The organism is Streptomyces sp. NPDC093109 (assembly GCF_040701725.1).
GTDB lineage: Bacteria > Actinomycetota > Actinomycetes > Streptomycetales > Streptomycetaceae > Streptomyces.
In genome coordinates this window covers 36,423-50,346 of the sequence record NZ_JBFBEZ010000032.1, presented here as the reverse complement: position 1 = coordinate 50,346, position 13,924 = coordinate 36,423, and the positions used below count along the sequence as shown (strand labels likewise).

Here is a 13,924-nt window from a genome sequence, read left to right as displayed (position 1 = left end):
GGCCGACGCCCCGCCGCCGGGCCCGCCGACGGCCGCGCCCATGACCAGCCACGGAGGGACACGGAACCCTCCGAGGACCCGCCAAGGACCCGCCGAACCCCGTACTCAGCCCCCCTCAGCCCCCTCAGCCCCCGGCCGGCCGCACATGCACCACGTCGCCCGCGCTCACCGCCTGCCGCGTCCCGTCCGCCGTCCGCAGGATCAGCCGCCCGTCGCCGTCGACCGCGACCGCCTCGCCGGTGAGGGCGCGGTCGCCGGGCAGCTCGGCCCGTACCGTACGGCCGAGGGTCGCGCAGCCCGCCGCGTACGCCTCCTGCACTCCCGACAGCGCCGGGTCGCCGCCCGCCGCGCGCCACGCGCCGTACCAGTGCTCCAGCGACCGGAGTACACCCCGGAGCAGGGTGTCGCGGTCGAGGGAGACCGCGTCGGCGAGGGCGAGCGATCCGGCGGTCGGTACGGGGAGTTCGTCGGTGCGCAGCGATACGTTCAGGCCGACGCCCACGACGACCGCGTCCGTCCCGGCCCGCTCAGCGAGGATCCCGCCGGCCTTGCGCTCCTCGCCGCCGACGGTGACGAGCAGGTCGTTGGGCCATTTGAGCGCCGTGTCCACCCCGGCAGCGCGGGCCAGCCCGGTCGCGACGGCGACCCCGGTCAGCAGCGGCAGCCAGCCGAGGCGTTCGACGGGCACCTCGGGTCCCGGCCGCAGGAGTACGGAGAAGAAGATCCCGGAGCGCGCGGGCGCCGTCCACCGCCGGTCGAGCCGGCCGCGCCCCGCGGTCTGCTCCTCGGCGACGAGCACGGTGCCCTCCGCCGCACCGTCCCGGGCGCGCGCCGCGAGATCGGAATTGGTCGAACCGGTCGCGGTGACCACGTCGAGCGCGGTCCACAGACCGCCCGGGACGACGAGTCCCCGGCGCAGCGCGCGGGTGTTCAGCGGGGGGCGTTCGAGGTCGGACCAGCGGTTGGCCGGGTCATGGTGCTCCGTCATGCAACCCAGCGTAGGTGTGGGATACACCGCACTGCCGAACCGCACCCCCGCCGATACGCTACGGATCAGTAGCAACCCGCACCGCGCCGACCGCCCCGTACCCCTACCTCTGACCCCTACCGCACCCGCACCCGTGACCCCGCAGGGAGCCGCATCCCGATGTCCGAGCCGGAAAGCACCCACGGAACCGCCACGACCGCCGCCGAGACGGCGTCGGCGGCGGCAGCCGCGCCCCACACCACCGCCGGAAAACTCGCGGACCTCCGGCGCCGCACCGACGAGGCCACGCACGCCGGTTCCGCGCGCGCCGTGGAGAAGCAGCACGCCCGGGGCAAGCTGACGGCCCGTGAGCGGGTCGGTCTGCTGCTCGACGAGGGGTCGTTCGTCGAGCTGGACGAGTTCGCGAGGCACCGCTCCACCAACTTCGGCATCGAGAAGAACCGCCCGTACGGGGACGGTGTCGTCACCGGCTACGGCACGGTCGACGGCCGTCCGGTCTGTGTGTACTCGCAGGACTTCACGGTCTTCGGCGGCTCGCTCGGCGAGGTCTACGGCGAGAAGATCGTGAAGGTCATGGACTTCGCGCTGAAGACCGGCTGCCCGGTCATCGGGATCAACGACGGCGGCGGCGCCCGGATCCAGGAGGGCGTGGCCGCGCTGGGCCTCTTCGCCGAGATCTTCCGCCGCAATGTGCACGCCTCCGGTGTCGTCCCGCAGATCAGCCTGATCGTCGGGCCGTGCGCGGGCGGCGCGGTGTACTCGCCGGCGATCACGGACTTCACGGTGATGGTCGATCAGACCTCCCACATGTTCATCACGGGCCCCGATGTCATCAAGACGGTGACGGGCGAGGACGTCGGCTTCGAGGAGCTGGGCGGCGCCCGTACGCACAACACCGTGTCCGGGGTCGCGCACCACATGGCGGGCGACGAGAAGGACGCCATCGACTACGTCAAGTCGCTGCTGTCGTACCTCCCGTCGAACAACCTCTCCGAGCCGCCCGCCTTCCCCGAGGAGGCCGATCTCGAACCGACCGCCGAGGACCGCGAGCTGGACACGCTGATCCCCGACTCCGCGAACCAGCCGTACGACATGCACACGACGATCGAGCATGTCCTGGACGACGGCGAGTTCCTGGAGACGCAGGCGCTCTTCGCGCCGAACATCATCACGGGCTTCGGCCGGGTCGAGGGCTTCCCGGTGGGCGTCGTCGCGAACCAGCCGCTCCAGTTCGCGGGCTGTCTGGACATCAACGCCTCCGAGAAGGCCGCGCGGTTCGTGCGGACCTGCGACGCCTTCAACATCCCCGTCCTGACCTTCGTGGACGTGCCCGGCTTCCTGCCGGGGGTCGACCAGGAGTACGGCGGGATCATCCGGCGCGGCGCCAAGCTGATCTACGCGTACGCCGAGGCCACGGTGCCGCTGATCACGGTGATCACCCGGAAGGCGTTCGGCGGCGCGTACGACGTGATGGGTTCCAAGCACCTGGGCGCCGATCTCAACTTCGCCTGGCCGACCGCGCAGATCGCCGTGATGGGCGCGCAGGGCGCGGTCAACATCCTGCACCGGCGCACGATCGCGGCGGCGGGCGACGACGAGGCGCGCGAGGCGGCGCGTGCCGGGCTGATCCAGGAGTACGAGGACGCGCTGCTCAACCCGTATGTGGCGGCCGAGCGCGGTTACGTCGACGCGGTGATCATGCCGTCGGACACCCGGGCGTATGTGGCGCGCGGGCTGCGCCAGCTGCGGACGAAGCGGGAGAGCCTCCCGCCGAAGAAGCACGGCAACATCCCCCTCTAGTCCTGTCCGTTCCTGTCCAGTCCTGGAGCCCACGATGATCAAGGTCGTACGAGGTAATCCCACCCCCGAGGAGCTGGCCGCGGCCCTCGCCGTGGTCCAGGCCCGCGCGGCGGCGGCGTCCGGGCCTGCGGCGGTCCCCCCGGCGCCGCCGGCCGAGTGGTCGGCCCCGGCCCGTATCGCCCACCACCGCCTGCCGGCGCCGGGGCCGCGCGCGTGGGCGCGGACGTACTGGCCCGGGTAGGACCGCCGCACAGCTCAGCGCGCCCAGGCCCGCTCCGGTGGCATGAGGTCCTCCACCGGGGTCGGGTCGAGGTAGAACCATTCCGCCGTCGGGCCCGGCACGTCCGGAGCCTCCGGTGCCGCCGGGGCCGCCTGCGGAGCCGGGGCGCCGGGCTCGTTCGGGCGGAGGAGCTCCACCCGTATCCCGCCCGAGGCCCGGCGCTGGGCGACGAACTCGTCGACCTGGCTGCGGCAGGCGTGGTCCCAGTGGGTCACGCCGGTCAGGTCGAGCCGGATCCGGGGCGTACCGGCGGCGGCGACCTCCTCCAGCGCGTCGATGAGCTTCGGCAGCCGCAGGAAGGTCACGTTGCCGGTCATGACCAGCTTCGCCGTGTCGCCCCGGACCTCGGTGTGCACGGAGGTACGGGACATCCGCAGCGCGGCCAGCACGATGCCCGCCGCCAGGCCCACCAGCACGCCTTCGAGCAGCGCGGTGGCGACGATCACGACGGTGGTCAGGGTCATCACCCCGAACTCGCCCCGGTCCTGCCGCCACATCTTCGGGAACTCCTCCGGCGCGAACAGCTTCCAGCCGCTGTGCACCAGCACCCCGGCCAGCACGGAGATCGGGATGAGCGCGAGCACGTTCGGCAGCAGCAGCGCGAAGGCGAGCAGCCACAGCCCGTGCAGGGTGCGGGAGATGCGGGTCTTGGCGCCCGCCTGGACATTGGCGGAGCTGCGCGCGACGACGGCTGTCATGGGCAGTGCGCCGAGGAGCCCGCAGAGGGTGTTGCCGGCGCCCTGGGCGATCAACTCGGAGTTGTAGCGGGTGCGTTCGCCGCTGTGCATCCGGTCCACGGCGGCGGCGGTGAAGAGGCTCTCCGCCGAGGCGATGACCGTGAAGGTGATGACGGTGGTCAGTACGGCGCCGTTGGCCAGCGCCGCGAACTGCGTGGGCCCCGGCACCTGTACGGACGCCAGCAGATTGCCGACCTGGAGCGTGGTGATCTCCACCCCGGGCAGCGCCGCCACCGCCATCCCGCCGGCCACCGCGACCAGCGCGGCCGGCACCTTCTTCAGCGGGCCGGGAAACGGGATCTTCTTCCATACGAAGCTCAGGACGACGGTGGCCGCGCCGAGCGCCGCCGCGATGGCCTTCTGCGGATCGGCGAAGGTGTCCACGAGCAGCCCGGGGACGCCGAGCATGTTCTCGATGGGCTTGCCGATCGCCTTGGCGTCGGCCATCGGATAGAGCTGGCTGAACATCAGCGGCAGCCCGATCCCGGCCAGCATGCCCTGGACCACCGCGATGGAGATCGCCTGGAACATCCGGCCGAGCCGGATCAGCCCGAGCCCGATCTGAAGCACCCCGGACGCCAGCACGATCACCCCGAGGGTGCCGAGGCCGAACTCCAGCACCGCGTCCGCGACCAGCGCGGCGAGCCCGGCGGCCGGGCCGCTGACCTGGAGCGTCGAGCCGCGCGCCATGCCCACCACCAGGCCGCCGACGACGCCGGAGATGATGCCCAGCTCGGGCGGGGTGCCGGAGGCCACGGCCACGCCGATGCAGAGCGGGAGCGCGACGAGGAAGACGACGAAGGAGGCGACGATCTCGGTGGCGAGGTCCGCCTTGGGCGCGGCACCGGGCTTCTTCGTGAGACCGGTTGGCGGTGGCGGTGGCGGCGCGGCCGGGGCCGGCGGGCGGGGCGGCATCGCGGGGCGCGGGGGCGCGCCGTACGTCCCGTACGTCTCATACGTCTCGTACGCCTCGAAGTCCGCGTACGACGACGGGGACGGCTCCGGCTCCGGCGGCCGGGGGTGCGTACGGCTCGGGCCCGGCGCGGCGTGCCGTGCGCGGTGGCGCCCGCCCCCGCCGACGGGGGCCTCCTGCACGACGCCGGGACCGTACCCGTACTCATGCCGACGGCCCTGCCCGTGTCCCTGTCCCTGTCCCTGCCCCTGCCCCTGCCCCTGCCCCTGCCCGTGTCCCTGTCCCGGGCTCAGCACGCGTGCACCAGAAAGCTGTTGTCGCTCTCGTCCAGCTCCCACACCTCGCCGGTGTCCACCTCGTAGTACCAGCCGTGCAGCCGCAGCCGCCCCTCGGCCAGCCGCCGCCGGGCCGCCGGGTACTCGCGCAGGGCGGCCAGCTGCACCCGTACGTTCAGCTGCGCCAGCTCCGTGACCAGCGCGGCCCCGGGTTCGCCCGGGGTTCCGCCGTCGTCGGACCCTGGCCGCTCCAGTACGGAGGCGAGCCCCGGCCTGGCGACCGCCAGCCAGGCGCCCACGCCGGGCAGCGCGGAGAGGTCCTGGCCGGAGGCCAGGGCGCCCATCGCACCGCAGTGCGAGTGGCCGCAGACGACGATGTCCTGAACATCCAGGACCTCCAGCGCGTACTCGATGGTGGCTGCCTCCCCGGACACCACGCGTGGCCGGTGGGGCGGCACGATGTTGCCCGCATTGCGCATTTCGAATACCTCACCGGGGCGCGCCCCGGTGATCAGTGCCGGAATTACCCGGGAATCGGAACATGCGACGAAGAGCGCCTCCGGGAATTGACCTTCGGCCAGCTTCCGGTATGCGTCGCTCTCGAAATCCACCCTGCGCCGGAACGATCGGGCGCGGTCGAGCAGTGCCTTCATGGTGCCTCCTCCAACGGGTGTGGCCCCGACCAGGACCTGCTTCCACACCGTAGAGATGGCCGTGCAAGGCAAAGGTTAGAAGAACACTAAACCTCAGCAAGAATTTGGCCGGAGCGCCTCTTCCCTGTGACTCGGATCCCAGTATCCGAGAATATGGGCACCCTCAGTGAATTCACTGTACGGTGTGCGTCCCGGGTCCGGGATCCCGGGAATTCGTGGTGTCCGGATTCAGGGAGAAACGCTCAATGACCCTTCGGGCCTTGCTCATCGAGGACGACGAGACCATCGCCGAACCCCTGGCCGAGGGGCTCGGCCGGTACGGTCTCACGGTGGACCGGGCGGCCACCGGCGCGGCCGGGCTGCGCGGCCCGTACGGCGACATCGTGCTGCTCGATCTGGGACTGCCGGACATGGACGGCATCGACGTCTGCCGGGGCATCCGGCGCGTCTCGGGCGTGCCGATCATCATGCTCACGGCGCGCGGCACGGAGGCCGACCGGGTCCTGGGGCTGGAGCTGGGGGCCGACGACTATCTCGCGAAGCCGTTCAGCGTAAGGGAGTTGATCGCCCGGATCCGCGCGGTGACGCGCCGCAGCGGGGCGCCGGCGGGCTTCGGCGCGCCGGACGGCTTCGGTCCGGCCACCGGGTTCGCCACCGGTCCCGTACAGACGCCGGCCCCGGTCCAGGCGCCGGTCCGGGTCCCGGACTTCGGGCCGGTGTTCGGCGCGCAGGACCCGGCGGGCTTCCCCATACCCGTACCCCTGTCGGCGCCGCTGTCCGCGCCCATGTCCGCGCCTCCGCGGGCCCCCGAGCCGCCCGCCGCCCCGGAGTATCCGGCTCCGCCCTCCCCCACCGGGGCGCTGATCGTCGACCGGCGCACCCGGCAGGTCTGGGTCGGGGAGCGGCAGATCCCGCTCACGCCCAAGGAGTTCGACCTGCTGGCCCTGCTGACCGAGGACCCCGGCGCGGTCTACTCGCGCCAGCAGATCCTGGACCGGGTCTGGGATCCGCACTTCCACGGTCCGACCAAGACGCTGGACGTCCATGTCGCCACGCTCCGGCGCAAGCTGGGCGATCCGGCGTGGATCCAGACGCTGCGCGGAGTGGGTCTGCGCCTCGCGGTCCGCACCGGCAGTGACGCGCTCCGGTGACGCGCCGACTGCTGCTCAGCTATCTGACGCTCGCCGCGCTCGTCCTCGTCTGCCTGGAGATCCCGCTCGGGTACGTCTACAGCGGCGCCGAGCGGGACCGCGCCACCAACGCGGCCCACCAGGAGGCCGAGTCGGTCGCCGACTTCGCCGCGCTCTCCCTCGCGTACGGCAGGCCGGACGAACTCGCCACGCAGGTCACGGCGTGCGCCACCCGGATCGGCGGCCAGATCTTCGTCGTCGGCCCCCGGGGCGCGCTGCTCTACTCCTCCCACGGGCTCACCGCCCGGGAGCGGGAGGGCCTCGCCGAACTGCCCGAGGTCGTCGACGCGCTGCGCGGCGGCGCCGGCGCCGATGTCCGTACGACCAGCGTCGGCGGCGTCAGCTGGCTGTCGGTCGCCGTACCGGTACGGCACGACGGGGAACTCCAGGGCGCGGTACGGCTGGCGGTGCCCACCGACGCGGTCGCGAACGATGTGCACCAGGTGTGGCTGGGGCTGGCCCTGGGCGGGCTCGGGGTGCTGGTGGGCGTCGCCGTGGTGGCCCTCGTCCTCACCCGCTGGATCGGCAGGCCCATCCTCGAACTGGAGCGCGCCGCCCGTACGCTGGCCGGCGGCAGCCTCGCCACCCCGGCCTCCGTCACCAAGGGGCCGCCCGAGGTGCGGCGGCTGGCCGCGACCTTCAACCGGACGGCCGCGCTGCTGGAACACCTGCTCGCCTCCCAGAGCGCCTTCGCGGGCGAGGCGTCCCACCAGCTGAAGACCCCGCTGGCGGCGCTGCGGCTGCGGCTGGACAACCTGGAGATCGACGTACCGCCCCATCTGCGCCCGAACCTGACCGCGGCGATGACCGAGACCGACCGGCTGGCCCGGATGGTCGAGGGGCTGCTGGCGCTCGCCAGGATGGAGGAGACCGCGCTCACCCCGGAGCCGGTCGATCTGGAAGCGGTGGCACGGGAGCGCCTCACGGCGTGGCACGGCCTGTACGAACAGCAGGGCGTACGGCTGCTCCTGGCGGGCGAGACGGTCGGCCCCGCGCTGGCCGTCCCCGGCGCGGTCGAACAGATCCTGGACAACCTGCTCTCCAACGCGCTGCGCGTCTCCTTCATCCACGGCTCGGTGACCGTGATCCTGCGGCCGACCTCCACCGGGGCGGAGCTGAGCGTGGTGGACCAGGGCCCGGGGATGACCGCCGAGCAGCGCCGCCGCGCCTTCGACCGCTTCTGGCGCGCGGCGGACGCCCCCAAGGGCGGCACGGGCCTGGGCCTCTCCCTGGTCCAGCGCCTGACACTGGCCGGCGGCGGCGAGGCACTGCTCCTGCCCGCGCAGGGCGGCGGTCTCCAGGCCGTCATCCGGTTCCAGGGCGTCCCGGCCGCACCGTCACGCCGCTCGCCGGGCTTCCCCGGCCGCCCGAGCCGCCCGAGCTCCCGGCGGCCGGCGATCGGCGCGGGAACGGGCGGTCGCTGATGACCGGCCGCACTGTTGAGTACGGGTACTCAGGCGTCCGCGCCGGTCACGTCGCAGGATCGAAGGCATGTTGTGGTCCGATCCGGAGAATCAGCCCCCCAAGGAGCTGCGTGACGCGCAGTTCATGATGCGCCGCACGGGCATCGTGCTGGCGTTCGCCATCGTGGTGGGCATGATCATCCTCGGCTTTCTCTGAACGGGCGGGACCGGTCCGGGTCCCGTCCACCACCGACCGGGTACGGCCGCCCTGCGAGCCCCGTACCCCCGCGCCTACGATGGCCCGCATGACCGCACCGCACCGCCGCCGCCTCGTCCTGGCCTCCGCCTCACCCGCCCGTCTCGGACTGCTCCGGCAGGCCGGGCTCGCCCCCGAGGTGATCGTCAGCGGGGTCGACGAGGACGCGCTCTCCGCAGCCACCCCGGCCGAACTCGCGCTCGTACTCGCCGAAGCCAAGGCGACCGCCGTGGCCGCGCTCGACGAGACCGCCGGCGCCCTGGTCATCGGCTGCGACTCCGTCCTCGAACTCGACGGCGAGGCCCTCGGCAAGCCCGCCGACGCCGAGGAGGCCACCGCCCGCTGGAAGTCCATGCGCGGCCGTGCGGGTGTGCTCCGTACCGGCCACTGCGTGATCGACACCGCGACCGGCCGCCGCGCCGGCGAGACCGCCTCCACCACCGTCCACTTCGGCGAACCGACGGACGCCGAGATCGCCGCGTACGTCGCCTCCGGCGAACCGCTCCATGTCGCGGGCGCCTTCACCCTCGACGGCCGCTCGGCCCCCTTCGTGGACTCCGTGGAGGGCAGCCACGGCAATGTCATCGGCCTGTCGCTGCCGCTGCTGCGCCGGCTGCTGGCCGAGCACGGAGTGGGCATCACCGACCTCTGGGCGTGAAACACCCCTGGGACAAGGGTTCGGTACCGGGCGGCACCGGGGCAAAAAAACATCCCGCCATTCGTAGGGACTCCACAAAGAATCGCGATCCGGCGAGGGGCACTCGGACAGAGAGCTGGACCACATTCGAGCGCTACTGTGCGACAAAGGATCCCGGCGTACCGTGGTGTCACAAGGGATTTCGCGCCACGAGCGAGGTCCTCACCGCGCTCCGCGCAATCAGCTTCAGCATGGGGGACAGGCCGAAGGGGCGTGTCGGCAGTCCCTAAACTCAACTTGTTTCGAGGAGGGAGCCATCGTGCGCAAGGTGCTCATCGCCAACCGTGGCGAAATCGCTGTCCGCGTTGCCCGGGCCTGCCGGGACGCCGGGATCACGAGCGTAGCCGTCTACGCCGACCCGGACCGGGATGCCCTGCATGTCCGCGCGGCAGACGAGGCGTTCGCCCTGGGCGGTGACACCCCGGCGGCCAGCTATCTGGACATCGCGAAGGTGCTCCAGGCGGCCAAGGACTCGGGGGCGGACGCGATCCACCCCGGCTACGGCTTCCTGTCCGAGAACGCCGACTTCGCACAGGCGGTACTGGACGCGAACCTGGTCTGGATCGGCCCGCCCCCGCAGGCCATCCGCGACCTCGGCGACAAGGTCGCCGCGCGGCACATCGCCCAGCGCGCCGGCGCCCCCCTGGTCGCCGGCACCCCCGACCCGGTCGCCGGCTCCGCCGAGGTCGTCGCCTTCGCCGAGCAGCACGGCCTGCCGATCGCCATCAAGGCCGCCTTCGGCGGCGGCGGACGCGGCCTCAAGGTCGCCCGTACGCTCGAAGAGATCCCCGAGCTGTACGACTCGGCGGTCCGCGAGGCCGTCGCCGCCTTCGGGCGCGGCGAGTGCTTCGTCGAGCGCTACCTCGACCGCCCCCGGCACGTCGAGACCCAGTGTCTGGCCGACTCCCACGGCAACGTCGTGGTCGTCTCCACCCGCGACTGCTCGCTCCAGCGCCGCCACCAGAAGCTCGTCGAGGAGGCCCCCGCGCCCTTCCTCTCCGACGCGCAGAACGCCGAGCTGTACGCCGCCTCGAAGGCGATCCTGAAGGAAGCCGGCTACGTCGGCGCCGGTACGGTCGAGTTCCTCGTCGGCCAGGACGGCACGATCTCCTTCCTGGAGGTCAACACCCGCCTCCAGGTCGAGCACCCGGTCACCGAAGAGGTCAGCGGCCTCGACCTCGTCCGCGAGATGTTCCGCATCGCCGACGGCGAGGAACTCGGCTACGACGACCCCGCCGTACGCGGCCACTCCTTCGAGTTCCGCATCAACGGCGAGGACCCGGGCCGCGGCTTCCTCCCGGCCCCCGGCACCGTCACCACCTTCGCCCCGCCCTCCGGCCCCGGCGTCCGCCTCGACGCGGGCGTCGAGTCCGGCAGCGTCATCGGCCCCGCCTGGGACTCACTGCTCGCCAAGCTCATCGTCACCGGCGCCACCCGCGAACAGGCCCTCCAGCGCGCGGCCCGCGCCCTCGCCGAGTTCACCATCGAGGGCATGGCCACCGCGATCCCCTTCCACCGCGCCGTGGTCACCGACCCCGCCTTCACCTCCGACCCGTTCACGGTCCACACCCGCTGGATCGAGACGGAGTTCGTCAACGAGATCCCGGCGTTCACCGTCCCCGGCGAGAGCGACGACGACGAGTCCGGCCGCGAGACCATCGTCGTCGAGGTCGGCGGCAAGCGCCTGGAGGTCTCCCTCCCGGTCAGCCTCGGCATGTCCCTGGCCCGCACCGGCCTCGCCGCCGGCGCCAAGCCCAAGCGCCGCGCCGCCAAGAAGTCCGCCTCCGCGGCCTCCGGCGACACCCTCGCCTCCCCGATGCAGGGCACCATCGTGAAGGTCGCCGTCGAGGAGGGCCAGGAGGTCAAGGAGGGCGACCTCATCGTCGTCCTCGAAGCCATGAAGATGGAGCAGCCCCTCAACGCCCACCGCTCCGGCACCATCAAGGGCCTCGCCGCCGAAGTCGGCGCCTCCCTCACCTCCGGCGCCACGATCTGCGAGATCAAGAGCTGACGGACGTACGCCACTGAGGCCCCGCCCGGCCACCGGGTCGGGGCCTCAGTGGCATCCTTGGACGCCACAGGGAGAGACAGGAGGCACCGCGAATGGCGACGACGACGCCCGCCCGGCCCATGCGCGCCGACGCCCGCCGCAACTACGACCGCCTGCTCGCCGAGGCCCGCCTCAGCTTCGCCGCGCACGGTACGGACGCCTCCCTGGAGGACATCGCCCGCCGCGCGGGCGTCGGCATCGGCACGCTCTACCGCCACTTCCCGAACCGGCACGCCCTCATGAAGGCGGTCTTCGGCGAAGCCCTCACCGCGCTCGTCGCCCGCTCCCACGAACTGGCCGAGTCCGACCGCCCCTGCACCGCGCTGGTCGACTGGCTGGGCGCCATCGTCACCCACGCCGGCGAGTACCGCGGCCTCTCCCGCGCGCTCATGTCCGCGTCCCACGACACCACTTCAGCCCTCTTCGAGTGCTGCGTCCCCCTCCGCGAGGCGGGCACCCGCCTCCTCGCCCGCGCGGTGGATTCGGGCCACGTACGCCCCGGCGTCTCCGTGGACGACCTCCTCCAGCTCACCAACGCGATCGCCTTGGCGGCGGAACAGACCCCGTCCGACCCGGACATGGCGGACCGCCTACTGAAACTGACGCTGACGGGACTGGCGTCCCGAGGGTAAGCCTCCCGGCGAGGGGCCGTGGTCCATCTCGGGCGGGTCCCGGCACGTACCTGCGGGGTCGCCTCCCGGCGAGGGGCCGTGGTCCGTCTTTGGGCTCGGCCCGGTGCGGGCCTGCGGGTGCTGGCCGGGGGCCGGGGTCCGTCTTGAGCGGGGGCCCGGTGGTGAGGTGCGGGTTGTTGCCGGGAGCCCCTCCGGGGGCGGGGGCGCCTCCCGGCGAGGGGCCATGGTCCGTCTTTGGGCTCGGCCCGGTGCGTACCTGCGGGTGCTGGCCGGGGGCCGGGGTCCGCCTCGGGATCGGCCCGGTGCACACCTGCGGGTTGTCGCCGGGTGCCCCTCCGGGGGCACATGCCCGGACTGCACGGGCCGCCTCCCGGCGGGAGGTCGTGGACCGTCTTGGGCGGGGCCCGGTCCTCACCTGCGGGTTGTCGCCGGGGGCCCCTCCGGTGGCACGCGCCCGGACTGCACGATTTACGCCGCGTGCGGGCCGGACCGTATCCGCGGGTCTCGCTCAGCGGCACAAATCGCGCTTTACGTCCGGACACATACCCCCTGCGGTGCCCCCTTCACCGGCCGCACAGACCCACCCGCCCCGGCCGGGCACGGCCGTTTGCGCGCGAGCCGTCCACCGACCGGAGGGGGCCGGGGTCGCAGGAGGTGACGTCCCCGGATGTAGAGCGTGATTTGTGCCGCTGTACGCGCTTGCAGTCGGCCGATATGCCGCACGCGGCGTAAATCATGCATCCGGGGATGCGCCTCCGGAGTGCCCCGGCCCCCGGCACGGGGCGAACCGGCCGCACCCGCACCGCACCGCTAAGCCCACGGTCCCTCGCCGGGAGGCGAGACTCACGGCCCCTCGCCGGGAGGCGAAGCGGCGAAGCGCTACCGGCGTCGCATGTCCGCCACCCGAGCCCGCTCCCCCGGCTCCTGCGAAGCCAGCGGCGGCGCGCTCCGTAACGGCTGCGCCCCACCAGACCCACCGGCCCCACCGGCCCCGCCAGACACGCCCCCCGGCCCGGACGGGCCATGCGTACGGCGCTGCCCCGGCAGCGGCACATCCCGGCGCGACCGCCCCCCGGGCGAAACGTCGGCCCCGGCGGAACCGCCAGCCCCAGACCCAGGCCCAGACCCAGACCCGCCGGCTCCGCCGGCCACGCCGGCCACGCTCGCCACCGACACCCGTACCCCCTGATCCGCCAGCGCCTGAAGCTCCGTCGCCGCGCGCTCGTCCTGCGCGGGCGGCTCGTCGGTGACGAGGCGGCTGATCAGATCGGTCGGTACCGTCTGGAACATCGTGTCGGCGCCGAGCTTCGTGTGGTCGGCGAGGACGACGACCTCCGCCGCCGCCTGCACCAGCGCGCGGTCGACGCTCGCGGAGAGCATGTTGGACGTGGAGAGGCCGCGTTCGGCCGTCAGCCCGCTCCCCGAGAGGAACGCGCGGGTGACGCGGAGTCCCTGGAGGGACTGTTCCGCCCCGCTGCCGACGAGCGCGTAGTTGGAGCCGCGCAGCGTGCCGCCGGTCATGACGACCTCGACGCGGTTGGCGTGTGCCAGTGCCTGCGCGACCAGCAGGGAGTTGGTGACGACGGTCAGCCCGGGGATCCGCGCGAGCCGGCGGGCCAGCTCCTGCGTGGTCGTACCGGCGCCGACGACCACGGCTTCGCCCTCTTCGACGAGGCTCGCGGCAAGATCGGCGATGGCCGTCTTCTCGGCCGTTGCGAGATGGGACTTTTGCGGAAAGCCGGATTCTCGCGTGAATCCACCCGGCAGTACCGCACCGCCGTGCCGGCGGTCGAGGAGTCCTTCGGCCTCCAGAGCCCGCACGTCCCGCCGTACGGTCACTTCGGAGGTCTGGACGACACGGGCGAGCTCACGGAGCGACACGGCCCCGTTGGCACGCACCATTTCGAGAATCAGTTGGCGACGTTCTGCAGCGAACACGAAACTGACAGTAACCCCAACGACCGTCTGCTTTCAGCAGTTTGCGCCGAATAACAGAAGTTGTACACAGACGAGCGTCCACGGTGGTATAAAGCGATCCCATCCGCTCGAA

General features: G+C 72.6%; 12 protein-coding genes. 8 read left to right on the top strand and 4 right to left on the bottom strand.

The annotated features are described in order from the left end of the window. Window positions 1-124: 124 nt before the first annotated feature. A complete protein-coding gene (locus AB0389_RS27075) occupies window positions 125-988 on the bottom strand; it encodes a biotin--[acetyl-CoA-carboxylase] ligase (protein WP_366398097.1) in 864 nt (287 codons plus the stop codon). Window positions 989-1,147: 159 nt separating this feature from the next. Here AB0389_RS27075 and AB0389_RS27070 point away from each other — a divergent pair, with 159 nt between their 5' ends. Beyond that, a complete protein-coding gene (locus tag AB0389_RS27070) occupies window positions 1,148-2,788 on the top strand; it encodes an acyl-CoA carboxylase subunit beta (protein WP_366398096.1) in 1,641 nt (546 codons plus the stop codon). Between the two features lie 34 nt (window positions 2,789-2,822). After that, window positions 2,823-3,029 carry an acyl-CoA carboxylase epsilon subunit gene (locus tag AB0389_RS27065; RefSeq protein ID WP_366398095.1) on the top strand — a complete coding sequence of 69 codons (207 nt, stop codon included), beginning with the start codon at window positions 2,823-2,825 and terminating at the stop codon, window positions 3,027-3,029. Window positions 3,030-3,043: 14 nt separating this feature from the next. Here the strand turns inward: AB0389_RS27065 and AB0389_RS27060 are convergent, their stop codons facing one another. Next, window positions 3,044-4,720 carry a SulP family inorganic anion transporter gene (locus tag AB0389_RS27060; protein WP_366398130.1) on the bottom strand — a complete coding sequence of 559 codons (1,677 nt, stop codon included), beginning with the start codon at window positions 4,718-4,720 and terminating at the stop codon, window positions 3,044-3,046. Between the two features lie 287 nt (window positions 4,721-5,007). Then, a complete protein-coding gene (locus AB0389_RS27055; RefSeq protein WP_366398094.1) occupies window positions 5,008-5,646 on the bottom strand; it encodes a carbonic anhydrase in 639 nt (212 codons plus the stop codon). Window positions 5,647-5,891: 245 nt separating this feature from the next. Between AB0389_RS27055 and AB0389_RS27050 the strand changes: the two genes are divergently transcribed. The 6 genes from AB0389_RS27050 to AB0389_RS27025 all read left to right on the top strand — a co-directional run bounded on the left by AB0389_RS27050 (window position 5,892) and on the right by AB0389_RS27025 (window position 11,874). Beyond that, a complete protein-coding gene (locus AB0389_RS27050) occupies window positions 5,892-6,797 on the top strand; it encodes a response regulator transcription factor (protein WP_366398093.1) in 906 nt (301 codons plus the stop codon). Beyond that, entirely contained in the window at window positions 6,794-8,260 is a 1,467-nt protein-coding gene (locus AB0389_RS27045) for a HAMP domain-containing sensor histidine kinase (RefSeq protein WP_366398092.1), read from the top strand. Before AB0389_RS27050 ends, AB0389_RS27045 begins: the two co-directional genes overlap by 4 nt. A 67-nt stretch (window positions 8,261-8,327) precedes the next feature. Continuing rightward, complete coding sequence (locus tag AB0389_RS27040; RefSeq protein ID WP_366398091.1) at window positions 8,328-8,456, top strand: hypothetical protein; 129 nt, start codon at window positions 8,328-8,330, stop codon at window positions 8,454-8,456. A 79-nt stretch (window positions 8,457-8,535) separates the two neighbouring features. Further along, entirely contained in the window at window positions 8,536-9,153 is a 618-nt protein-coding gene (locus AB0389_RS27035; RefSeq protein WP_366398090.1) for a nucleoside triphosphate pyrophosphatase, read from the top strand. Window positions 9,154-9,451: 298 nt separating this feature from the next. Beyond that, a complete protein-coding gene (locus tag AB0389_RS27030; protein ID WP_366398089.1) occupies window positions 9,452-11,203 on the top strand; it encodes a biotin carboxylase N-terminal domain-containing protein in 1,752 nt (583 codons plus the stop codon). Between the two features lie 92 nt (window positions 11,204-11,295). Next, window positions 11,296-11,874, top strand: a complete 579-nt coding sequence (locus AB0389_RS27025) for a helix-turn-helix domain-containing protein (protein ID WP_366398088.1) — start codon at window positions 11,296-11,298, stop codon at window positions 11,872-11,874. An 879-nt stretch (window positions 11,875-12,753) separates the two neighbouring features. On the opposite strand, the gene AB0389_RS27020 is transcribed toward AB0389_RS27025, so the two are convergent. After that, window positions 12,754-13,812 (bottom strand): DeoR/GlpR family DNA-binding transcription regulator, encoded by a 1,059-nt coding sequence (locus tag AB0389_RS27020; protein WP_366398087.1) that lies wholly within the window; start codon window positions 13,810-13,812, stop codon window positions 12,754-12,756. Window positions 13,813-13,924: the final 112 nt, after the last annotated feature.